This window comes from Actinomyces sp. ICM47 (genome assembly GCF_905369875.1).
Lineage (GTDB): Bacteria > Actinomycetota > Actinomycetes > Actinomycetales > Actinomycetaceae > Pauljensenia.
On record NZ_CAJPJE010000007.1, the window covers coordinates 1 to 23,042 of the forward strand.

A 23,042-nucleotide genomic window follows, 5' to 3' on the forward strand; every position below is an offset into this window, starting at 1 on the left:
CCGTGGACTGGGTCCACAGGTTCGTCCACTCGCCGCTCTCGCGCATCCATCCGCTGCACGTCGTTGTGGTCGAGCACGTCACCATGACGTCGTCAGCCAGAGCCAGGGGAAAATCTGTCCCCCAGGGAGCCGGAGTCTGCGCGCCCGTGGCTTTGTCGATGACGACGTCGTGAAAAAAGACCTGGTCCCCGCCCGAGACGAACGCAGGCGTGTGGAACGACAAGATCGCTGAGCTCTGTGTGGGACCCGTCGACGTCCACAGGTGGGCGGGTGTACTCCCCGACAAGTCGTAGGCTGACACCGTGACGGCCGAGCCGTTCTTGCTGCTGTTCGCAGCATCAGAGGCAATGTACAGGGTTGACCCATCCACGTGGAACTGTGGTGTCGCGTCGGCCGATTGAGCCGGCACAGGGATCGTCCACGCGGTCGTGGCACCCGATGCCCACGCAGGCGACAGGGCGTGCGTATCCTGTGCGCTTCCCTGGTATCCCGCTGATGGGAGCGACGGCAGGCTCGGTAGACTCGGCAGCGGCGCGTGCGTCAGCGGCGCGCTCGGCAGCGACCCGTGCGGCACCCGTGGGGTATGGACGCGAGGGGTGGTACTGCCACCGACGTGGCCCGCGGAAAACGCGGTACCAATCGTGGCACCAAGGGCCGCGAGCGTGGCGGCCACGGAGCGCTTGCTGGATTTGCTGGCGTCCCCGGTTTCCTTGGACGCCGGGGCGGGGCTGTCGCCGCGTGGCGGGATATCATCGAGCACCGCCCGGGACGAGGCCGTGGCCGCGCTCGCGGGTGTGGCTTTGCTCGCGGTGGGCGAGGCCTTGGGGGCTGGCGTCTCGTTCGGGAAGGTGTCGGCCCCCGACGAACTGACGGTATCCGCCTGCGCGGCCACGGCCTCGTCGAATCCTGCGAGCGGATCGGCCTTCAAAACTTCGTCAAGGTCGGGCAGCGGTGCTAAGTCCGGCAGCGGAGCGAGGTCGGGCAGCGGTGCCAAATCTGGCAGGGAATCGAACTCGGGCAGGACGAAGGCGTCGGCCCCGCTCGGGGACTCCTCGCTGCGTGCGCGCGACGAATGCGGCTGCGCCTCGCCGGGAGGCGTCACGCGAAAATCGTCGTTGCTCATGAGACGTTTCTACCATGCGGCACCGGGCGTTGGGACGCGAGGGAAAGCGTCCCGAGTCGTTGCCGACGTCAGGAGGAGGCGGGCACGAAGGCCTTGACACCGGCCTTGGACACGGCGATGAGCATGTCGTCGTAGACCCAGGTGAGCTGTTCCGAGACGTTGAGCTCCGGAGACATGTAGGCCTCGCCGTTGACGGTGTCGATGACGTATTTGTTCTTGTCGGCACCGACGAAGGCGTCCATGTACAGAGCCGATCCGTCGGCGCTGATACGCACTTGCTTCGGGTCGAAGTAGCAGGTGGACGGTAAGCTGGGCGTCAGCGCATCGGGGACGGGGGACGTATGAGTCGAACCGTCGGCGGTGAAGGTGACCTCGAACATGCACTCATCCTGGTGCCTGCCAGTCATGCGCAGGGTAGCTACGGCCCACGGCGCGTTCTGGTGCGTCAGGAACTCTTTGACGTCCGGCGCGCTGCGAGGTGTCTCATCGTGACTGACTATGGGCAGGTTGCGGGCGGTCTTAAACGTGGACTGGAGGGTGCCGTCGCTGTCGAAGAGCATTCCGTAGGAATCGATATTCTCGTAGACGACGTATCCTTCGGGCGTGACCTCGACGGTTCGGTACTCGCCGTCCCCGTCGGGGTTGCTCAGGGACGCGATCTTCCCAGTGTGGATATTGATGATCTGCGGAATCCGGTCGTTGTAGATAGGAACCAGGACGGAGGTGTGCTCGCCGCTGCCGGTAATAGCGTTACTTGAGGGCGAGTATCCGAGGTCGAGCTGACGGAGCCCCGATGGATTTTGCTGCGTCGTCGTCGTGGTCCACAGGTTCGTCCACTCGCCGCCCTCCTGTGTCCATCCGCTGCATGTCGTTGTTGACGAGCAGGTCACGAGGATGCCGTCGGCCATCACGAGGGGAAACGCTATGCCCCAGGGGGCCTGGGTTTGCTCGCCGGTCTTCTTGTCGATGACGACGTCGTGGAAGAAGAGCTGGTCGTCGCTTGAGACAAAGGTGGGCGTGTAGGTCAAGGCCACGTTGTTTTTCGTGTGCCCGGTTGAGGACCACAGCTGAGTGGGCTGCGCCCCCGACACGTCGTAGGCGGTGACCGTGACGGCGTACCCTGGCTCGCCCTTGATCGTGGCGTTGGACGCAACGTAGAGGGTTGAGCCATCGACGTAAATGTGTGGCAGGAACGTGGACGATGTGTTCTCAACCGAGATCGTCCACGCGGTCGCGATCCCCGAGGCCCACTCGGGCGACAGTGTGTGCGTGTTCGTCGCGGTCCCACGGTAGCCGGGCGCGCGAGTAGGCAGATTCGGTGCCTGCGCGGACACCTGCACGGTCGGCGTGTGCGAAGCCCGCGCCGAGGAGGCCGTAGGCGACGGAGTCGACGTCGTCGTCGGTTCGACGCTTTGCTGGCTGCAGAAAGAGAGTCCGACGCCGAGCGCAACGACGCATCCGAGCGCGATCAGGGGGCGGGGCAGGCGTTTGTGGGCGGAGGCAGCCTCGCCGATACTCTCCTCGGGCTTGAGGCGGAAGGGAGCGCGGCCGCTCGATGATCGGCCGCTCACGTGTCCCGCCAGCGACGAGGCCGTGGCCGCGACCGTGGAGACGGTATCCATCTGGGTGGCGGCCGCCGAAGCCGAGGGAGCCGCGTCCGGCAGGCGAGCGGCTTCGGGGAGGGGAGCGGAGGTGGGCGTCGGAGCGGTATCTGAGAGAGGCCTGGACTCTGGCGCAACGGGTTGAGTGTCGTCGACGGTGGACGAGGTGGGAGCGTCTGCGAGTAGCTGGGCGATGTCAGGTAGCGGCAAGATCCCGGGCAGGGGAGAGGCACCCGGGAACAGGTCGTCATCCCGAGAACCCGCGGTATCCGCCTGCCCGGCCCCGGCCTCGTCGCCAGGCATCGACGCGGGGGAGGAGAGGATGTCGCCGATATCGGGCAGCGGGGCCAGATCCGGCAGCGGGGCGAGTTCGGGCAGCGGCGCGAAGCCCGGCAGTGTCCCGAACTCCGGCAGCGCGAAGACGCCACCGCTGTCCGGGGACTCCTCGTCCCGCGAGCGCGCGGAGGGTGTCTGCGTCCCGTCGGCGGGGGTTCCGAGGACATCGTCGTTGCTCATGAGACGTTTCTATCACACCCGTGTGGAACGCGGGCGTGGGTTCTTCGCTTTCGTCGGCCGAGGCCTCGCCCCTGTGAGCAGTGCGCTCTCAGGAGGAGGCAGGCACGAACGCCCGAATTCCGCCGTCGGTCTGGCCGATCAGCATATCGTCGAAGACCCAGGTGAGGTGTGTGGCCTCGTTGAGGTCATTCGACGTGAAGGACAGTCCCTTGGCGGTGTCGATGAAATATTTGCTCATGTCCTGGAAGTTGAAGGTGTCGATGTAGAGAGCCGATCCGTCGACGCTGACACGCGCGTCGGTCGGGTCGAAGTAGCAGCCCGGTGTCATATTCGGGCGTGCTGCTGAGGGTATGGAGATCGTGTGTGTGGCGCTGTCGGCGGTCAGCTTGTACTCGATGGCGCATTCGTTCGTGCCTGTCAGCGCAATCGTGCCCGCCGCCCACTGTGCCTTCGTGCTTGTCATGAAGGTTTGGATGTCCGACGTCGTTGGCTGCCTCCCGTCGTGGCTGACTGTCGGCAGGTGCGGCTCTGCTGTGAACGTGGACTGGAGGGTCCCGTTGGGTTCGAAGAGTAACCCGACCTGTTCGCTGCGCTCGTAGACGAGGAAGCCGTCGGTGGCCACCTCGACCTTCCGATAGTTGGCATTCCCGTCGGGATTGTTCAGGGTTGTCACCTCGCCGGTATGGACGTTGAGGATCTGCGGGAGTTCGTTGGGGGCGGTGGGGACCAGGACGGCGGCCTGTGCGCCGCTCCCGGCGAGCGCAGTGCCCGTAGGTGCGTAGCCCAGATCATGGTTATGCAACCCGTATCCGGACTGTGTCGCCGTGGTCGTCGTCCACAGGTTTGTCCACTCGCTGCCCTCGCGCGTCCACCCGCTGCACGTCGTGGTGGTTGAGCACGTCACCACGATGTCGTCGGCTACCGCGAGAGGATAATCCCTCTTCCAGGGAGCCTGGGTTTGCGCGCCTGTGGCCTTGTCGATGACGACGTCGTGGAAAAAGACCTGGTCGTCATCCGAGAGGAACGCGGGCGTGTGGGAGGACATAATCGCCGAGTTCTCCGTCGGACCCGTCGACGTCCACAGGAGAGTGGGTTCGTTACTCGACAGGTCATAGGCTGACACTGTGACGGCCGATTTCCTCCGGTCCTCCATCAGGTCGTCGGCGGCGAGGTAGAGGACCGACCCGTCGACGTATATCTGCGGTGGTGTCCCCGCCGGCCCGTTCGTGGTGGGGATCGTCCACGCAGTGGCGACGCCCGAGGCCCACTCGGGCGACAGGGAATGCGTGTTCGTCGCGGCCCCACGGTATCCGGGCACGTGGAGGACCTGCTGTTTCGTATCGAGGGCCGGTGGAGGGAGTGTGGGACGCTTGTGATCGCTGCCGCCCGCGTGGACCAAGGAAATAATGCCGCTGACTACGACGACGGCACCGGAGATTGCCAAACCGATGGGGGTGGCGGAATTCGTGGTCCTCTGCTCGCCCCAGGACAGGCGACCCGCAGGGTGAGCGACGCGTTCGTTCGGTTCTTGGGCGGGACTGGTTCGTGACGAGGCCGTGGCTGCGTGAGTGGGTGCGGCGTCGGCCTGGGAGGGGGCGGCGGTGAACGTCGGAGCTGTGTTCTGCGTCGGTGTGGTCGAGACCGCGGGCGGCGATGGGACCGCGGGCGTCGACGGACTTGTGGGTAGCGATGGGATGTCGCCTGCGGGCGCGGCGCTTAGGAGTGCGTCATCGTCGCGCGAACTGATGGTGTCCGCCTGGGCGGCCACGGCCTCGTCGAATCCTGCGAGCGGGTCGGCCTTCAAGAATTCGTCAAGGTCGGGCAGCGGTGCTAAGTCCGGCAGCGGAGCGAGGCCGGGCAGCGGCGCCAAGTCCGGCAGGGAATCGAACTCGGGCAGGACGAAGGCGTCGGCCCCGCTCGGGGACTCCTCGCTGCGTGCGCGCGATGAACGCGGCTGTGTATCGTCGGGAGGCGTCACGCGAGAATCATCGTTACTCATGGGACGTTTGTACCATGCGAGGAGCATCGGCGTGCCTGACCCGCGTCGGGCCGACGTGGGGAGCCGCGTCTAGTTGGATGCGGGGGCGACCCGGACCATGAGGACGCTCGCCAGCGCGGCCACGCCCTCGCCTCGGCCCGTGAAACCCAGGCGATCCGAGGTCGTTGCCGACACCGTCACCGTGCCGCCGGCGATCTCGCTCATGACGGCGCCGGCCTCGGGCAGGCGTGCGGCCATGCGCGGGCGGTTGCCCACGACCTGGACGGTTGCGTTGCCCAGCACCCAGCCGGCCTCGGTCGCCATGCGGCGCACCTCCTGCAGCATCGCACGGCCCGACGCGCCCGCCCACTCGGGGCGATCCACGCCAAAGACCGTGCCCAGCTCGCCCAGGCCCGTGGCCAGCAGCATCGCGTCGCACAGCGCGTGCGCGGCGGCGTCCGCGTCCGAGTGACCCTCGAGGGGGCGCTCGCCCGGCCACTCCAGGCACGCGAGCATGAGGGTGCGCTGTGAATCAGGGGCTGCGAAGGCGTGCACGTCGACCGCTTGGCCGATGCGGAAAGGCAAATCAGTCATGCCACCAGAGTAACCTCACGACGAGGTCGGTGTGAAGGCCACGATGTCCGATCCCACGACGCCGATGAGCAGGTCGTCATACGCCCACACGAGTGCCGATGCCTGTCGCGGATGATTGGATGAGTGGGCCTGCCCGTTCGTCATGTCACAGCAATAGGTGGCGCTGTCGCTGTCCTTCCATACGAAGGCCGCGTTCCCGTCGGCGCTGGTGCGAAGCTGCGTCGGCTCGAAGATGCAGGGGGCAGCCTGCGATTGCGCGCCCGTCTTCTTGTCCACCAACGTGTCGCCAACGATGAGCGGATCTCCCTCGGTCAGAAACTAGGTCGAATCCCAGGAAACCCAGCCTTTCCGCTGCCCGCCCTCGTCTCGTCCGCTCTGACCAACCTGTCAGGGTTAGGGGCGTAAATGTTTGACTGGGTCTGTCGCGACGCGCCGGGAGGACCCGGACCGCTCCAGCGAGGATCCATGCTACTCACGCGTTGTTTCTATCACACGCTCGCGGGCTGCGCGCACACTACCGACCCCGCCCAGGCCTCGTGAAAACGTGACGAAATACGACCTATCTGGCTTCACAGGCTTTCTCTCCGATAGGATCTGTCCGTGCGTTATATTTCGACTCGACGTGGCCCCGATGCGCCCACCCGCTCCTTCAGCGACATTCTGCTGGAGGGCCTGGCGCCCGACGGCGGCCTCTACCTGCCCGAGGAATACCCGACCCTGTCGGCCTCCAACCTGGACGAGCTGCGGATCGTCCTGCGCGAGGAAGGCTACGCGGCGATGGCCGCTGGCATCATCTCGCTCTTCGTCGACGACATCCCCGCCGACGACCTGTGCGCGATCACGGCCCGTGCCTATTCCACCCCCTCCTTCTCCGACCCGCAGATCGTGCCCGTCGACGCCCTGGAAGGCACCGACCTACACATCGCCCACCTATCCAACGGCCCCACGGCCGCCTTCAAAGACATGGCGATGCAGCTCCTCGGCGAACTCTTCGAATATGAGCTCACCCGCCGCGGCGACTGGCTCACTATCGTGGGTGCCACCTCCGGCGACACCGGCTCCTCCGCCGAATACGCGCTGCGCGGCCGCCCCGGACTTTCCGTCGTCATGCTCACCCCCGCCGGACGCATGACCGCCTTCCAGCGCGCCCAGATGTTCTCCCTCCTCGATGACAACATCGTCAACGTCGCCGTCGACGGTGTGTTCGATGACTGTCAGGACCTGGTCAAGGCCATCAACATGGACGCCGACTTCAAGGCCACCTGGCACGTCGGTGCCGTCAACTCCATCAACTGGGCACGCCTGCTCGCCCAGGTCTGCTACTACGTCGCCACCTGGCTGCGCGTCACCGAGGAAGGTGCCGACGCCTCGTCCAAGGTCAGCGTCGTCGTGCCCTCCGGCAACTTCGGCAACGTGTGCGCCGCCCACATCGCCCGCCAGATGGGTGTGCCGTTGGGCACCCTCGTCGTCGCCACGAACGAGAACGACGTCCTCGACGAGTTCTTCCGCACCGGCGTCTACCGCCCTCGCTCCTCCGCAGACACGCTGGCCACCTCCAGCCCGTCCATGGACATCTCCAAGGCCTCGAACTTCGAACGCTTCATCTTTGACCTGCTCGGCCGCGACGGGGATGCCACCCGCGCCCTGTTCGACGAGGCCCTCGCCCGCGACGGCTCCTTCGACCTGTCCGGCACACCCGAGTTCGCCGCCCTGCGCGACACCTACGGCTTCATCTCCGGCACCTCCACACACGCGGACCGCCTCGCCGAGATCGCGCGCACGGAACAGGAGAGCGGCTACCTCCTCGACCCGCACACGGCCGATGGCGTGCACGTCGCCCGCGCTGTGCGCTCCCAGATCGAAGGGCCGCTCGTCGTCATGGAGACCGCGCTGCCTGTCAAGTTCGCCGACACGATCCTCGAGGCCACCGGCCACCTCCCGCCCGTGCCCGAGCGCTTCCAAGGCATCGAAGGCCGCGAGGAGCGCGTCACACCGCTCGCCAACTCCGCCGAGGACCTCAAGGCCCTCATTGCCGAGCGCGTGCGCCCCGGCGCCTGAGTTTTCTCTCACTCGATGAGGCCCGAGCCCCACCCGCGAAGCCGCGCGCTTTCGCCCGACGGGACCCGGGCCTCGTTACATACTCCCGGGACGTGCCCCTTTCCCTCGCCCCCTCTCCCTGACAGGTAGGATTGATGCCATGCTGCACCTGTACGATTCCAAGAGCGCCCGCATCCAGCCCCTGAGCCCGGTCACCCCCGGGAAGGTCGGCATCTACCTGTGTGGCGCCACCGTGCAGGGCTCCCCGCACGTCGGCCACCTGCGCGCCGCCGTCTCCTTCGACACCCTGATCCGCTGGCTGCGCCGCAGCGGCTACCAGGTCACCTACGTGCGCAATGTCACCGACATCGACGACAAGATCCTCAACAAGTCGGCCGAGGCCGGCTGGGACTGGTGGGCCTGGGCCTATCGCTTCGAGCGCGAATTCACCGAGGCGTACGAGACCCTCGGCGTGCAGGCCCCCACGTACGAGCCGCGCGCCACCGGCCACATCCCCGACCAAATTGACCTCGTCCAGCGCCTCATCGACGCGGGACACGCCTATTCGGATGGGCGCGGCAACGTCTACTTCGACGTCCGCTCCCAGCCCGACTACGGCTCGCTCACCCGCCAACGCCTGACAGATATGCGCACCACCGAGGACGACGCCCAAATCGACGAGGCCGTCGAAGCCGGCAAGCGCGACCCCCGCGACTTCGCCCTCTGGAAGGCCAGTAAGCCGTCTGAGCCGGCCACGGCCTCGTGGGACAGTCCCTGGGGACGCGGCCGACCCGGCTGGCACCTCGAATGCTCCGCCATGTCGCGCCGCTACCTCGGCGACGAATTCGACATCCACGGCGGCGGCATCGACCTGCGCTTCCCGCACCACGAGAACGAACAAGCCCAGTCCCACGGCGCAGGCTGGCCCTTCGCGCGCCTGTGGGTCCACAACGCGTGGGTCACCACCAAGGGCGAAAAAATGTCCAAATCACTGGGCAACGTCCTGTCCATCGGGGCGCTGACCGAGGACTACCCGGCAGTCGCCGTGCGCTGGGCCCTGTCCACCGTCCACCACCGCTCCGCCATCGAATGGGGCCCCGAGACCCTACCCGCCGCGCACGCCGCCTGGGAAAAGTTCTCAACCTTCGTCGCCCGCGCCATCGAGGCCTCCGGCGAGGCTCCGACCTCCGAGATTGCCCTGGGTCCCGCCGATCTGCCCGAGGCCTTCGTCGCCGCCATGGACGACGACCTCAACGTTGCCGGCGCGCTCGCGGTCCTGCACGAACACCTCAAGGCCGGTAACGCTGCGCTTGCTGCCGGTGACGTTTCCGGTCTCTACCGTGAGCAGGTCCTCGTCCGCTCCATGCTGGACGTGCTGGGCCTCGATCCCGCTTCGGAGCAGTGGCGCGGACAGGCCGGCATCGGCGCGGGTGCTTCTGGTGCGGCTGCCGCCGAGCATTCGGCGCTGGACGCGCTGATCCAGTCCGTGCTGTCTGAGCGGGCTGCTGCCCGCACCGCCAAGGACTGGGGACGCGCCGACGAGCTACGCGACCGGCTGGCCACCGCTGGCATTACCGTCGCGGATGGCCGCGACGGCGCGACGTGGAGTGTCGGCTGATCGTCGATTGATGATTGTGGAGGGGCTGTTGGCTGCTGATCGGTGATTGGTGACGACGGATCGCCGATTGTTGAATGCTGGCTGGTGATCGCTGAATGCTGAGGGCCCCGGGAGCGCGAGCTCCCGGGGCCTTGTGTGTGTCGGCGGTTGTCTCGCAGATTCCGCGTTTGTTCTTGTGATTGGGTGCGCTGCACCCGATCCGTAGGCATTACACCCCTTCTGATCGGGTGTACCGCCCCGTAACGGGTGCAGCGGCCCTCGCACTGTTGTTTCGGCCGGGCTGTTTTGTGTGCCCATGGGCGGCGGCCCGCCCGCGAGCCGTCCGCGCCGCGAGCTTCGCTCGGCGCGTCGCCTCGAAGCCCGGCCAGGCCCCGCTGCCGCCCACGGGCACCGCAGCCAGGCCCGCGACCCTCCGGATCCTCCGGCGCCCTCCGCACCGGCGGTCGTGGGGGTTTTGCACTACACGACGCCTTCTGGCGGCGTGTCGTCGGCGTGTCGGAGGCTCGTGTCGTGCAATTCCCCCGATTGGCGACGGCGAGGCCGCGACTTGAGGCGGTGTGGCGCCCAAATCGCAGACCACTTTGGTGAAAAACGCTGAAAATGGGGTGTTGTGGGCGAGGTGGTCTGCGTTTTGGGCGCGGCGGTGTTCTGGCAGGGTGTGCGTGCTCTATGCGAACCCGCTATTGCGAGCGGTAACCCGCTATGTCGCACGTTAACCCGCTATCTGGAGTGTGGGCGGGGCTGCCCAAGCTCGTATTAGCGGGTTAACGTGCGGAATAAGGGGCCTGCGTGCGGGTTAGCGGGCCCACGTGGGGATGAGCAGCTCTATGCGAGCCGAGGCCATACCCTGGTAATCGACGGCGCGAGGCGTTGCGAACACGGGAGGAATCGCATGGAGTACGTGGCTTTGCTGCGCGGCATCAACGTCGGCGGCAATAACAAGGTCGTCATGAGCGAGTTGCGCGAACAGGTCGCCGCTGAAGGCTTCGCGAACGTGCGCACCTACATCAACAGTGGCAACCTCCTCTTCGAGGCTGAGGCTGATGTCCCGCGTGACGAGGTGGCGGAGGCCGTCGAACATGTCTTGGCGCGCCGCTACGACTTTCCGATACGACTGGCCCTCTTGACGGGGCAGGATTACCTAGCGGAACTACACAACCTACCCGACTGGTGGCACGGTGAGGTCGCCCGCCGCGACGCGCTCTTCTACACGCGGGGCCTTGACCGTGGTCACGTGCGCGAGCGTATCGAGGCCATGGAACTGGGTGACGAAGCCCTGTACTTTGGCGAGCATGCCGTGTTTTGGGGCAAATTCGACGAGAAGAAGTTCCTGAAGACCGCCTACCACAAGCGTCTCCTACGCGAGGACTTCTACCGGCAGGTGACGATCCGCTCCGGCTCGACGGTCGAGAAGATCGCGTCGTTGCTCGCGCGTGACTGACGTGTAACCCGGCCGGGGTGCGCGATTGACGAGGCCGTGGCAGGGTCCGGGTACGCGCCTGACAGGGGGTCGGTCCGGAAGAGACGAGGATGCAGTGGGGCCACCGTGGAATATGCATGTCAGAGCGTGATTTTGGCCCCCGGGCGCTCCCCTGTGGCCCCGATGCGGCCTGAACGCCGTACCCTGGTGTCAGTTCACGAGAAAACGAGGAGACACCATGGCCTCACACAGCGGGCGCCCCGGCGCCATCCGTAAGAAGGGCACCAAGAAGGGTGCGCAGGTCGGCACCGGCGGGCACTCGCGCCGACGCCTCGAAGGCAAGGGGCCGACCCCCAAGGCCGAGGACCGCACCTACCACCCGGCCTACAAGCGCAAGGTCAAGCGTGAGGCCCGCGAGGCGCAGGAGGCCGCGATTGCGCGCGCTCGCGCCAAGTCGTCGATCCGCGTCAAGCCTGGTCACGAGCTGATCGCCGGTCGTAACCCGGTCGCCGAGGCCGCCCGCGCCTCGGTCCCGATCGAGCGCGTCTTCATCCTCGACAACGTGAAGGATGATCGCGTGGAGGAGGTTGTGCGCCTCGCGAGTGCCATGGGCGCGCCCGTGTACGAGGTCACCCGCCGAGACCTGGATGTCGCGACTGACGGTGCCGTTCACCAGGGCGTCGCCATCGAGGTGCGTGGATACGAGTATGCCGACGCCTCGGAGCTGATTGCGGGTTCCCTGCAGCAGCTGGGCCACCCGCTCCTGGTTGCTCTCGACCAGGTGACGGACCCCCACAACTTGGGCGCGGTCCTGCGTAGCGCGGGCGCGTTCGGCGCGGATGGTGTCATCATCCCCGAACGCCGCAGCGCGGGCGTGAACACGACTGCGTGGAAGGTGTCGGCCGGTGCGGCTGCGCGCGTGCCCGTGGCTCGCGCGACGAACCTGGTGCGCGCCCTCGAAGAGGCGAAGTCGGCGGGCTATTTCGTGGTTGGCTTGGACGGCGGAGGCGATGCGCCCCTGCGCGGCCTGTCGCTGGCGGATGGCCCCCTCGTCATCGTGACCGGTGCCGAGGGCGCGGGCCTGTCCCGCCTCGTGTGCGAGACCTGCGACCAGATCGTGTCGATTCCGATCGCGTCGACCGTGGAGTCTCTCAACGCGGCCGTCGCCACGGGTATCGCCCTGTACGAGGTGGCTTCCCTACGCGCGCAGGGCTGAGGTTTTCCCTGTCGTGACTCTCGCCGCGGGCGCTGACCAGCGCCCGCGGCGAGAGTCTGTGTGCGAGGCCTCCGTGCGGTTGCGCTGTGGCGTTGGCCCGCAGGTCCGTTGGTTAGCGGCGGGGATTCGAGCGCGTCATCTTTTTCGCGGCCTTGCGCATCGCTCCGAGAGTCCGCAGAGTTAGGGGAACGTTGTGCGGCATATCGCGGTATCTGAGGCGCTCGGGGGCGGTCATCATGAGTCCCTCGTTCCGGAAGGACTGCTCGACCCCCTCCAACATCGACGCGATGTAATCCTCCGCGAACATGGTCTCGTTGGTGGACGTGTAGTCGAAGTGACACCACAGCTCGCACATTGGTCTCATCCCGCCCGGGATCGGTCGGGCGATGACTTCGATGCGTGTCTTCTCAAGGAAGGCCCGCTTGACGCGGTCGGGTACTGCCCGTGGGAACAGTTCGGCGATGATGCCTGTCGTGGTGGTCGAGGCAATCGCATCGACGAGAAAAGCCTTCCCGGTGTTCCCGGTAGCCAGCTCGGTGCCTACCCAGCCGATTCGCGCGAATTGTTCGCGCATGCCGGGCGTTTCGGCCCGGATGCCGTTCTTGTGTAGCAGGGCGACGCAGCGCGCCACGGCCTCGTCGGGGGACACGGCCAGGCGAAAGACCGTAAACGGGTACGCAGTGAGCGAGAGGCTGCGGCCGACACTGGAGAATAACTGTTTCATGGGTGTCCTTAGCGTCGGAAATGGAGAGGGCTGGTGCCGGTCGCCTTGCGTGCCGCGCGGTGCATCGTCGCGATGTCGGCGTCGGAGAGGGGAGAATCCCCGGGAAGTTCCTTCTTTTTAACGAGGCGTGGGGGACCCAGGAGGACCCCCTGGCGGGTGAGCGTCTGAGCGAGCTTATCGAACGCGCGGTCGAGAGGAGCCTTCGTCAGGCGCGGACCCCGAATCGTGTCGTCCCAGGGGAAACACCACAGCTCGGACCTCGGGTGGCTTCCAGGGACGGGACGAGCGGCGACGATGAGGCGCGTCCAGTCGATCGGCTTGCGCATCGGCTCCGTCAGGTGAACGGCCAACAACGCAATTCCGAGGCCGGGGGCAATCGCGCCGAGATCGCCCAGATCCGCGTCGGGACCCGACCCGCGACGATGACCGATTGCGATCTCGGTGCCCGTCCAGCCGCGCATCGCGAACTGGTCACCCATCCCGGGGGTCTCGGAACGGATGCCGACGGTCGCCCAAAAGCCCATGCAGCGTTCGAAAGCCTCGCGCGGCGGGCACAATATGTCGAACACAGTCATCGGGCGGAAAGCAAACAGAGCACTCATCAGTCTCCCTGAGAACGCGGCGTCGTAGAGGAACTAGTGTGCCCAAGCGCGCGCCCAGCAGTGAGCGTGAACCCGGCCACGGCCTCGTCCCTCCGTCGTGTGGTGGTCTCAGGCTAGCAGTGCGAGCGCTCCGCCCAAACACCGAGCCGCTACCATGGCCCCCATGAGTGTCCTCGGAACCGTTATCGTCGGCGTTGTTATCCTCCTGGGAGTCATCGGCGCCGTCGTTCAAGTCTGGCCCTCCGCGCCCCTCGTCGGCGGCGCGATCCTCGTGTGGGCGTGGCTGACCGGCACGACCAGCGCGTGGATCGTTTTCGCCATCTCAGCGCTCGTTCTCGTCCTCGGCGCGCTCCTCAAATACGTGATCCCCGCGCGCGGCATGAACAAGGCAGGTATCCCCCAATCGACGCTCGTGTGGGGTGCCCTCGGCGGTGTCGTCGGCTGGTTCATCGGCCTGCCCCTCGGCCTCGTCCTCGGTATGATCGCCACGACCTTCGTCGTCGAATACCTGCGCAGCCGCGACACCACAACCGCCTGGGCGTCCACCCTCCAGGCCCTCAAGGCCTTCGGCTGGACGATTGCCATCGAACTGATAGCCGCCCTGACCAGCGCAACCGCGTGGGGCATCGGCGTCGCCCTGGCCGCCGCCGGGAACTGAACTGGGCCTATCGAGGTACCCCGGCCTCGTCAATCTCCGCTAATATGGGTCTGTTGCGCACACCCGCGCGACGGACTCAAACTTTACGGAGATACTCATGCCCGCCGTCATCGTGCTCGGCGCCCAGTGGGGCGACGAAGGCAAAGGCAAGGCCACTGATCAGCTCGGCCAACATACCGACCTCGTCGTCAAGTTCAACGGAGGAAACAACGCGGGGCACACCGTCGTCATTGACGGGGAAAAGTACGCGCTGCATCTCCTGCCCGCCGGAATCCTCTCCGAAGGTGTCACCCCCATCATCGGCAATGGCGTCGTCGTCGATCTGGACGTGCTCTTCGAGGAACTTGAGGACATCACCTCGCGCGGCGTCGACTGCTCGCGCCTGCTCATCTCCTCTAACGCGCACATCATCCCTCCGTACAACCGCCTCATGGACCAGGCGAACGAGCGTGCGCGCGGCAACAACCTCATCGGCACGACCGGCCGAGGCATCGGCCCCACCTACGCCGACAAGATGAACCGTATCGGCCTGCGCATTCAGGACCTCTTCCACCCCGAGGAACTGCGCGCCAAGGTCGAAGCCGCCCTGGCCCCCAAGAACACCATTTTCGAGGCCGTGGACCTGCAGGTGCTCGACCCCGCTGAGGTGTCCGACCACCTGCTTTCCTTCGCGGAGCGCGTCAAGCCGATGCTGTGCGATGTGTCCCTCGTCGTCAACGACGCGCTGGACCGCGGCGACACCGTCCTCTTCGAGGGTGGCCAGGCCACGATGCTCGACATCGACCACGGCACCTACCCCTTCGTGACCTCCTCCAACCCGACCGCGGGCGGCGCGCTCACCGGCTCCGGCGTCGGTCCGACCCGCATCGACCGCGTTGTTGGCGTCGCCAAGGCGTACACGACCCGCGTCGGTGAGGGCCCGTTCCCCACGGAGCTGGATAACGAGGTCGGCGAGGCCCTGCGCACCAAGGGCGGCGAGTTCGGCGTGACCACGGGTCGCCCGCGCCGCACCGGCTGGTTCGACGCCGTCGTCATGCGCTACGCGACGCGCATCAACGGCCTGACCGACATCTGCCTGACCAAGCTCGACGTTCTCTCCGGCTACGAGACGATCCCCGTGTGCGTGGCCTACGAGGTGGACGGCGTGCGCACCGAGGAAATGCCTCTCGACCAGGCTGGCTTCGAGGCCGCCGTGCCCGTGTACGAGGAGCTGCCCGGCTGGAGCGAGGATATCTCGCAGTGCCGTTCCTTCGATGAGCTGCCGCAGGCCGCCCAGGACTACATCAAGCGCCTGGAAGAGCTGTCGCGCTGCCGCATCCAGTCCATCGGCGTGGGTCCGGGCCGCGAGGCGACCATTGTGCGCTACCCGCTCATGTGAGAGGGGATGACAGGGTGAGGGCCGGTGCCGCGCAGCGGTGCCGGCCCTCACCCTATGCGCGGGATCCTGTTGACCCGCACGTGGGCCTCCTGTTCCGCACGTGGGCGGGGCTGCCCACGCTCGGAATAGCGGGTTTGCGTGCGGAATAGAGGGCCGACATGCGGACAAGCTGATTTGCGGGCCCGGTGTCTGTCGGACGCTCGCAGGAACGGAAGGACGGATCTAGCAGTCTGGCGCGAGACGGGGACAGTTGCGCAGCAGGAGACGGAAACACTCGTGCGCTTCGGCGCGCAGATACGACAAAGCACGCCGAACCGAATGCGCCTGTCGGCGCGAAGGCCGCTCGTAGCGGCAGAGTTTGGAGCCCGGGGCATAACGGTCCGGCGTGCCCCTCAACCCTACGACTCACTCCATGCCAACGCGCGCCGTGGCGGCGTGGATCAACCCACACAGGGCATGCGCCACAGTCGGATCCTCTCCGACGAGGCCTGGGCCGCGTCTCTCGGTTACGCGCACCACAGCGTTGGGGTGGGTGCGGCGTTCCGACGACATGAGAGCACCCACCTCGCCACAATCCCGGCCCGCCGCCTCAGGAAGACCCGCGCGGGCGGCCACGGCCTCGTCGAGTCCAGACATGTGGGACCATGGAAGCGTGATGACATCGACCTCTCCCACGCGCACACGAACCGACTCGAGCCGCGGAGTACGCCGCGACACGCTGGCCACCAGGCGAGTGCCTGTCAGCGTTGGTACGGCCACCGTCACCCTTCTGGCCGCGCTGACAATCACCGCGTGGTGGCTGCCCGGCTCGCGCTGGACGGTCGGTCCGGTCATTGCACTCGCCTCGTTCCTGTTGGCGTTCGCGTGGCCGACGTTGGCGCGCCTGCACATGCCGTGGCTCGCGCAGGCTGTGCTTGCGTTCGGTGGGGCGCTCACCCCCATCGGCGTCGCGTACTGGAAGAACCTTGACATTGCGATCCCCCTGACCGGCATCATGTTCGTGTTCCTGGTGGCTGCGACGATCCTTGACGCGCCCGCACCGCGCGACCACTCGGTGGGTCATACGACCGAACACTGGGGGTCGACGTCGCTGACCGCAGCCCTCACCTCGTCGGTGACCGCGCTCCTCATCATTACAGCCGGGTCCATGTGGGTGTCCCTGACGGTCCACGCGCGCTGGTCGGTCGTCGTGCCCATGGCTGCCCTGGTCGTCATCGTCGTAGCCGTGTCGGCGCATAGTGGGCGCTCCTCGATCGCGGGGGTGTTCTACTCCGCGGCTTTCGGCCTGTTCGCGGGACTCATTATTTCCTCGATCGCGTGGCTGCTCGGGCACACCTCCGACCTGCTGCCCGTCGTCTTCCCCTCTATCGCCAAGATCCTCGGCGACTTCGCCGCATTCCTCACCATGGGTGGCATCACCGGTGCCGGCGTCGGCTTCGCCGTGTCAGTCGTGGACGCGCTCCTCGGCGAGCGCGCCGCCTCCGCCCAGCTCGCCTCCCTCCTCGGTCGTGGTGCCGCCAAATTCCTTGTCGCTGCCCTGCCCGTCTACGCGATGACGCGCATCGGCGGCATCTGAGGCGTGCATCGCCTCGACGAGGCGGTGGCTGGCGACATTGCATTAACGAGGTAGCGGCTGGATGGCCAGGTTTTTACCCGCTGCGTCTTCCTGAACCGCACCTGCCCGGGGAGGCGACTCAGGCCTCGTCCCTGTTCGCCGCCAGCTGCGCGCCCCCGCGCCGCGCGGTGCCCGCCTGCCCCACGCGTTAGGCTGGAGTCATGATGGTGATACCTGCTGACCTGCCCGCACTCGTTGCTCCCGTCGCGTGGATGCTTGGAACCTGGGAGGGCTGGGGCATGCATGCAAACCCCGCCGCCCCCGGCCAGGAAGCTTCCGCTGAGGCCCCTGCTGATTCGCCCGTCATCGAGGAGATCCGCGGCGACGTCGTCGGCGAGCAGATGCGCCTGGTGACCCGCGTGTACGCGGGTGAGTCTGCCGCCCCGATCGACCCCACGTGGGACGCCGCGCAGGGCCTGGCTGCTATCAAGAAGGGCGACCTGATCAGCGAAGAGACCCTGTACGTGTCCGTCGCCCCCTCCGACGCGCCGCTGCCGCCGCCCGGCCAGTACAACGCCCGCGAGTTCACGGCGACCTCCGCCTCCACCGAAGGTCACAGCGCCGTGTGGGACGGCGTGAGCGTCGGCCCGCGCGTGCAGATGGTCTCCGACGCGATCGCGCTCGGCGTGGACGCACCCCGTCTGACGCACGTGGGCCGCATGTTCGGCCTGGTTGCCGGCGAACTCATGTGGACGCAGGAACGCACACTCGATGGCCAGGATGAAGCTGACGTCGAGATCTCGGGCCGCCTGCACCGCACCGAGCAGGCCTCCACGGAATCCGGCGAGGTCATCGACGGCATCGACGACTCGCAGGGCGGCTTCCTTGTCTGAGCCTTCGGTTGATTCCGAGTTCGTCGACGAGGCCGTGGCCTCCTTCGGCGCGACTCCGCACTTTGGGGATCCGTCGGGGGAGCAGTGGGCCCTCGAGGCTGGTCGCGCGCTAGTGCGCCGCCCGGACCTGGCGGTCATTTCTGTGTCGGGGGCTGATCGACTGACGTGGCTGACGTCGCTGGCCTCGCAGATCGTCACCGGCCTCGTCCCCGGTGAGAGCCGCGAGCTGCTGATCCTTTCACCCGAGGGGCGCGTCGAGCATTGGGCGGGCGCGAGCGACGATGGTGAGGCACTGCACCTGATCGTGGAGCGCTCGGACGTCGATTCTTTCGTGGCGTTCCTTGATTCGATGCGTTTCGCGCTGCGCGTCGCGGTTTCCGAGTGCGATGTCGTCGTGTTCTCCTCGGTCCGCGCGGGTGCAAACACGGCCGATTCGGTGGTGGGCCTGCCCGGACTCCTGTGGACCTGGGAGGACCCGTGGCCCGGCGTGGTGGAGGGTGGGGCCGCCTACTTCCGGGGCGAGCGCCACCCCGGCGCGCGCATCCCCATGATGTTTCACGCTGTTTCACGGCAGGCCGCGGACGAGTTCGAGGCCGCGTGGCTGTCCGCGTTCCCCGAGGCAGGCTCACGTCGCCGCGCCGGATACCTGGCGTGGGAGGCCATGCGCATCGCCGCGTGGAAGCCGCGCCTGGGCCGCGAGACCGACGCCCGCGCGATCCCGCCCGAGGTGGACTGGCTGCGAACCGCCGTCCACACGGCGAAGGGCTGCTACCGCGGGCAGGAAACCATCGCTCGCGTCCTCAACCTGGGACGCCCCCCGCGCCGCCTGACCTACCTGCAGCTGGACGGCTCGCGCGGCGACCTGCCCGCGCCGGGCACACCCATTGAGGTGGGTGGCCGCCAGGTCGGCGTCATTACATCGTCAGCGCGCCACGCGGACGAGGGGCCAATCGCACTCGCGCTCATCGCGCGCGCCGTGCCCGTGACGACCGTCTTCGACATCGACGGTGTCGCCGCCGCCCAGGAGGAGATCGTGCCCATCCACGGCAAGTCCTCCGTGTCCCCGCAGACCCGCCCGGGTGCCGACCTCTCCCGCGAGGCCGGCCAGCGCGGCGGCTCCACGGGTTTTGGCGGCCTCGGCTCGGCCCTGGGGGCGCGCTGATGCGCGCCGTCATCCAGCGGGCAACTTCGGGCGAGGTTCTCGTCGACGGCGAGGTCGTCGGCCGCCTCGCGCTTCCTGCTGATTCTGCTGGTTCTGCTGGTGATGAGGCGGGGGCTGGGTCTGCCGCTCAGGTCTCGTCGCGTGGCGTGGGTGCCCCCGGTGACGTCGGCGCAACCACCGGCGAGGCCACCCCGGTGTGGGAGGGTTCCATCGGAGCGCGCCAAGGCCTCGTCGTCCTCCTGGGTGTCCAGCGCGGCGACGGTCCCACTCAGGTCACGACCGTTGCACGTAAGATCGCCGAGTTGCGCATCCTCGACGACGAACGTTCCGCGCTTGACGTGCACGCCCCGATCCTTGTGATCTCGCAGTTCACCCTGTATGGGGACACTCGCAAGGGGCGCCGCCCCTCGTGGGCGCGCGCTGCCCCCGGGGACGAAGCCGAACCCTTGGTCGACGCGGTTGTGGCCGATCTGCGAGGCCAGGGCCTGCACGTCGAGACCGGCCAGTTTGGCGCGATGATGGAGGTCTCGCTGGTCAACGACGGGCCTTTCACGGTCCTCGTGGAGGCCTAGCGTCAGGGGGCGAAGGGCCTTCCGCGGCTGTGCTTGTTCCTCTGTGCGGTGACGCGCCGACGATGAGTCCGCAGCTTTGCTTGTGCCTAAGTGGCGTTAGACCTCTTAGGTGGGTATTGCACCAGTGAGGAGCTGGTGTCATGCTCCTGATCGGGTGCAATGCTCCCGATTGGGTTGAGTCCCGGACGTGGTGCCTCGCGTGCTGCTGAACTGCCCTCTGTTGTGTGTGGCAATGGGCGCTGTTTCCCAATAATCCCGCACGTCATGTCCCTGTCAACCTTCCAGATTCTGAATGATGATCGTTGCAAGTCCAACGTTTGTGAGCCTAGTCGACAACCGACCCGGTGAAATTATGCGTGACTTGTGTGCGTGGACGCGCCAGTGCCCCGGCCTGGCCCTGTCGCCTGGCGCTCGTGCCCGTCCCTGCCCGTCCGGCTCCGTTGGCTGTCGTGACCGGGGCTCTTCCCTGCGTAACGCGGGGGAATCGCATCATGCGAGGCTCGACACGCCGGCGACACACCGTCACGAGGCTTCTCATGACGCCAACCCCCGATGTGACCGCTGAATCTGAATGACTCGCCCGGTGTGGGGACCGGACTCGCCTGTCGCAGCCCTGCATGCCTCACCTGCCACGGCCTCGGACCCGGATATGTGCCCCGGCCTCGTCCCTGCGCCCAGGGCGAAAGCGCGCGCACGGCGCTCGGGCTTTCCGTAGTCTGTAACTAGTCAACTGGGACGGGTGTACGCCGAGTTCGGCGGGGCAGCTGCCCCTGAAACAAGGAGAGACATGTTCGAACGCTTTACTGACCGTGCGCGTCGTGTCGTCGTGCTCGCGCAGGACGAGGCCCGCGGTCTTAAGCACAACTACATTGGCACGGAGCACCTGCTGCTCGGCCTGATCTCTGAGGGTGAGGGCGTGGCCGCGAAGGCCCTGGAGACGATGGGGATCAAGGGCGAGGCCGTGCGCGCCTCGGTCATTGAGATCATCGGTGAGGGTGAGAAGCCGGTCGAGGGTCACATTCCTTTCACGCCGCGCGCCAAGCGCGTCTTTGAGCTGAGTCTGCGCGAGGCTCTGCAGCTGGGCCACAACTACATTGGTACGGAGCATCTGCTGCTCGGCCTCCTGAAGGAGGGCGAGGGCGTGGCCGCCCAGGTGCTCACCAAGCAGGGCGCGGACCTGGCGCAGGTGCGTCAGACCGTCATCCAGATGCTGAGCGGCTACCAGCGCGGCGACGACGAGGGCCGCGAGTCGGTGGGTGCGGGCGTGGGTGGCTCGGGCGGACCCGAGCGCTCGAATTCCGCGATCCTTGAGCAGTTTGGTCGCAACCTGACGCAGGCTGCGCGTGAGAACAAGCTGGACCCCGTCATCGGTCGTCGCGTCGAGATGGAGCGCGTCATGCAGGTCCTCTCGCGCCGCACGAAGAACAACCCGGTCCTGATCGGTGAACCCGGCGTCGGTAAGACCGCGGTCGTTGAAGGCCTCGCCCAGGCGATCGTGCACGGCGACGTGCCTGAGACCATCAAGGATAAGCAGATCTACAGCCTTGACATGGGGTCGCTGGTCGCGGGTTCGCGTTACCGCGGCGACTTCGAGGAGCGTCTGAAGAAGGTCCTCAAGGAGATCCGCACGCGCGGCGACATCATCCTGTTCATCGACGAGATCCACACCCTCGTGGGTGCGGGTGCCGCCGAGGGGTCGATCGACGCGGCCCAGATGCTCAAGCCCATGCTGGCGCGCGGCGAACTCCAGACGATTGGTGCGACCACGAACGACGAGTACCGCAAGTACATCGAGAAGGATGCGGCTCTCGAGCGCCGCTTCCAGCCGGTGAAGGTCGAGGAACCCAGCGTTGAGGAGACGGTGGAGATCCTTAAGGGTCTGCGCGACCGTTACGAGGCGCACCACCGCGTCATCATCACGGACGCTGCGATCCAGGCGGCCGCCGAGCTGGCAGATCGCTACATCTCGGATCGTTTCCTCCCCGATAAGGCCATCGACCTGGTCGACGAGGCCGGGGCACGCCTGCGCATCCGCCGCATGACCGCGCCGCCGGAGCTGCGCGAGCTGGATGAGAAGATCGCCGAGGTGCGCCGCAACAAGGAGGCGGCCATCGACGATCAGGACTTCGAGAAGGCCGCGTCGCTGCGCGATCAGGAGTCGAAGCTGTCCGAGGAGCGCAAGGCGAAGGAAGAGGCGTGGAAGGGCGGCGAGTCCGACGAGATCGCCGAGGTCGGGGATCAGGAAATCGCCGAGGTCTTGGCCATGTCGACGGGTATCCCGGTCGTGCGCCTTACTCAGACGGAGACCGCGAAGCTGCTCAAGATGGAAGATGAGCTGCATAAGCGCGTTATCGGCCAGGATGAGGCCGTGAAGGCTCTCGCTCAGTCGATCCGTCGTACGCGCTCGGGCCTGAAAGATCCGAACCGTCCCGGTGGCTCGTTCATCTTTGCGGGTCCGACGGGTGTGGGTAAGACGGAGCTGGCGAAGGCTCTCGCCGAGTTCCTCTTCGGTGACGAGGATGCCCTGATCCAGCTGGATATGTCTGAGTTCTCTGAGAAGCACACGGCGTCGCGCCTCTTCGGTGCTCCTCCCGGCTACGTCGGTTACGACGAGGGTGGTCAGCTCACGGAGAAGGTTCGCCGTAAGCCGTTCTCGGTCGTCCTCTTCGACGAGGTTGAGAAGGCTCACCCGGATATCTTCAACTCGCTGCTTCAGATCCTGGAGGAGGGGCGCCTGACGGACTCGCAGGGCCGAAAGGTGGACTTCAAGAACACCGTCATCATCATGACGACGAACCTGGGTACCCGCGATATTAATAAGGGCGTGCTGACGGGCTTCCAGACCGCGGATCACTCGACGCATGATTACGGTCGCATGAAGTCGAAGGTTGCGGAGGAGCTCAAGCAGCACTTCCGTCCGGAGTTCCTCAACCGTGTTGATGATACAATTGTGTTCCCGCCGTTGACGAAGCCGGAGATTGCGCGCATTGTCGACCTGATGATCGCGAAGCTCGCCAAGCGTATGGAGGCGCAGGATATGCGTCTGCAACTGACGGACGAGGCGCGCGAGCTGCTGGCTGACGTGGGCTTCGATCCGGTGCTTGGTGCGCGTCCGCTGCGTCGCGCGATCCAGCGCGAAATCGAGGATGCGCTGTCCGAGAGGATCCTTTTCGGAGAGCTGCAACCTGGTCAGGTTGTCACGGTTGGTGTCACTGGAGAGGGTAAGGAACGGACTTTTACCTTCAACGGAGAGTGATTTACTCACCAATTGTCTAAGGTTGACAAACCTTCGTCTCTGTGGGAGCGGCCCGTCGAATAACGGCGGGTCGCTCTCTGGTTGTCAAGTAATTGTGGCTCTGATAGATTCTCATTAACTATGAACGTCTTGCGAACTC

General features: G+C 66.4%; 18 protein-coding genes and 1 pseudogene. 11 read left to right on the forward strand and 8 right to left on the reverse strand.

Annotated elements, in window-relative coordinates; translation table 11 throughout:
* The 5 genes and pseudogenes from QZ149_RS02545 to QZ149_RS02565 form a co-directional block, all read right to left on the reverse strand.
* Positions 1 to 1,123: pseudogene (locus QZ149_RS02545) on the reverse strand (hypothetical protein); the annotation flags it as partial.
* Positions 1,124 to 1,191: 68 nt separating this feature from the next.
* The gene (locus QZ149_RS02550; RefSeq protein ID WP_291449582.1) at positions 1,192 to 3,240 is read right to left on the reverse strand and encodes a hypothetical protein; all 2,049 of its coding nucleotides are present in this window, start codon (positions 3,238 to 3,240) and stop codon (positions 1,192 to 1,194) included.
* Positions 3,241 to 3,328: 88 nt separating this feature from the next.
* Positions 3,329 to 5,239 carry a hypothetical protein gene (locus QZ149_RS02555; protein ID WP_291449584.1) on the reverse strand — a complete coding sequence of 637 codons (1,911 nt, stop codon included), beginning with the start codon at positions 5,237 to 5,239 and terminating at the stop codon, positions 3,329 to 3,331.
* A gap of 69 nt (positions 5,240 to 5,308) precedes the next feature.
* Positions 5,309 to 5,812: a 2-C-methyl-D-erythritol 2,4-cyclodiphosphate synthase gene (ispF, locus tag QZ149_RS02560; protein ID WP_291449586.1), complete on the reverse strand. Its 504-nt coding sequence runs from the start codon at positions 5,810 to 5,812 to the stop codon at positions 5,309 to 5,311.
* Between the two features lie 15 nt (positions 5,813 to 5,827).
* Complete coding sequence (locus tag QZ149_RS02565; protein WP_291449588.1) at positions 5,828 to 6,088, reverse strand: hypothetical protein; 261 nt, start codon at positions 6,086 to 6,088, stop codon at positions 5,828 to 5,830.
* Between the two features lie 324 nt (positions 6,089 to 6,412).
* On the opposite strand from QZ149_RS02565, the gene thrC reads away from it, so the two are divergent.
* From thrC to rlmB, 4 genes are all read left to right on the forward strand, one after another.
* A complete protein-coding gene (gene thrC, locus QZ149_RS02570; protein ID WP_291449591.1) occupies positions 6,413 to 7,870 on the forward strand; it encodes a threonine synthase in 1,458 nt (485 codons plus the stop codon).
* Positions 7,871 to 8,009: 139 nt separating this feature from the next.
* Positions 8,010 to 9,467 carry a cysteine--tRNA ligase gene (gene cysS / locus QZ149_RS02575; RefSeq protein ID WP_291449594.1) on the forward strand — a complete coding sequence of 486 codons (1,458 nt, stop codon included), beginning with the start codon at positions 8,010 to 8,012 and terminating at the stop codon, positions 9,465 to 9,467.
* Positions 9,468 to 10,359: 892 nt separating this feature from the next.
* A complete protein-coding gene (locus QZ149_RS02580; protein WP_291449596.1) occupies positions 10,360 to 10,908 on the forward strand; it encodes a DUF1697 domain-containing protein in 549 nt (182 codons plus the stop codon).
* A 217-nt stretch (positions 10,909 to 11,125) separates the two neighbouring features.
* Entirely contained in the window at positions 11,126 to 12,103 is a 978-nt protein-coding gene (rlmB, locus tag QZ149_RS02585) for a 23S rRNA (guanosine(2251)-2'-O)-methyltransferase RlmB (RefSeq protein ID WP_291449599.1), read from the forward strand.
* A 112-nt stretch (positions 12,104 to 12,215) separates the two neighbouring features.
* On the opposite strand, the gene QZ149_RS02590 is transcribed toward rlmB, so the two are convergent.
* Both QZ149_RS02590 and QZ149_RS02595 read right to left on the reverse strand, forming a co-directional pair.
* Positions 12,216 to 12,827: a hypothetical protein gene (locus tag QZ149_RS02590; RefSeq protein WP_291449603.1), complete on the reverse strand. Its 612-nt coding sequence runs from the start codon at positions 12,825 to 12,827 to the stop codon at positions 12,216 to 12,218.
* An 8-nt stretch (positions 12,828 to 12,835) separates the two neighbouring features.
* Positions 12,836 to 13,429: a hypothetical protein gene (locus tag QZ149_RS02595; protein WP_291449605.1), complete on the reverse strand. Its 594-nt coding sequence runs from the start codon at positions 13,427 to 13,429 to the stop codon at positions 12,836 to 12,838.
* Positions 13,430 to 13,592: 163 nt separating this feature from the next.
* Between QZ149_RS02595 and QZ149_RS02600 the strand changes: the two genes are divergently transcribed.
* Both QZ149_RS02600 and QZ149_RS02605 read left to right on the forward strand, forming a co-directional pair.
* Positions 13,593 to 14,087, forward strand: a complete 495-nt coding sequence (locus QZ149_RS02600) for a DUF456 domain-containing protein (RefSeq protein ID WP_291449607.1) — start codon at positions 13,593 to 13,595, stop codon at positions 14,085 to 14,087.
* Positions 14,088 to 14,184: 97 nt separating this feature from the next.
* On the forward strand, positions 14,185 to 15,465 hold the full coding sequence (locus tag QZ149_RS02605) for an adenylosuccinate synthase (RefSeq protein ID WP_291449609.1): 1,281 nt from the start codon (positions 14,185 to 14,187) through the stop codon (positions 15,463 to 15,465).
* Positions 15,466 to 15,870: 405 nt separating this feature from the next.
* On the opposite strand, the gene QZ149_RS02610 is transcribed toward QZ149_RS02605, so the two are convergent.
* On the reverse strand, positions 15,871 to 16,101 hold the full coding sequence (locus tag QZ149_RS02610) for a hypothetical protein (protein WP_291449612.1): 231 nt from the start codon (positions 16,099 to 16,101) through the stop codon (positions 15,871 to 15,873).
* A gap of 19 nt (positions 16,102 to 16,120) precedes the next feature.
* Here QZ149_RS02610 and QZ149_RS02615 point away from each other — a divergent pair, with 19 nt between their 5' ends.
* The 5 genes from QZ149_RS02615 (at position 16,121) to QZ149_RS02635 (ending at position 22,903) form a co-directional block, all read left to right on the forward strand.
* On the forward strand, positions 16,121 to 17,041 hold the full coding sequence (locus tag QZ149_RS02615; protein WP_291449616.1) for a hypothetical protein: 921 nt from the start codon (positions 16,121 to 16,123) through the stop codon (positions 17,039 to 17,041).
* 200 nt (positions 17,042 to 17,241) lie between these two features.
* Positions 17,242 to 17,913, forward strand: coding sequence for a heme-binding beta-barrel domain-containing protein (locus tag QZ149_RS02620; RefSeq protein WP_291449619.1), 672 nt, complete (start codon positions 17,242 to 17,244; stop codon positions 17,911 to 17,913).
* Positions 17,906 to 19,075: a folate-binding protein gene (locus tag QZ149_RS02625; protein ID WP_291449622.1), complete on the forward strand. Its 1,170-nt coding sequence runs from the start codon at positions 17,906 to 17,908 to the stop codon at positions 19,073 to 19,075. Before QZ149_RS02620 ends, QZ149_RS02625 begins: the two co-directional genes overlap by 8 nt.
* Positions 19,075 to 19,647 (forward strand): D-aminoacyl-tRNA deacylase, encoded by a 573-nt coding sequence (gene dtd / locus QZ149_RS02630; RefSeq protein ID WP_291449625.1) that lies wholly within the window; start codon positions 19,075 to 19,077, stop codon positions 19,645 to 19,647. Before QZ149_RS02625 ends, dtd begins: the two co-directional genes overlap by 1 nt.
* Positions 19,648 to 20,434: 787 nt before the next feature.
* Positions 20,435 to 22,903 carry an ATP-dependent Clp protease ATP-binding subunit gene (locus QZ149_RS02635; RefSeq protein WP_009647610.1) on the forward strand — a complete coding sequence of 823 codons (2,469 nt, stop codon included), beginning with the start codon at positions 20,435 to 20,437 and terminating at the stop codon, positions 22,901 to 22,903.
* The last annotated feature ends 139 nt before the right edge of the window (positions 22,904 to 23,042 follow it).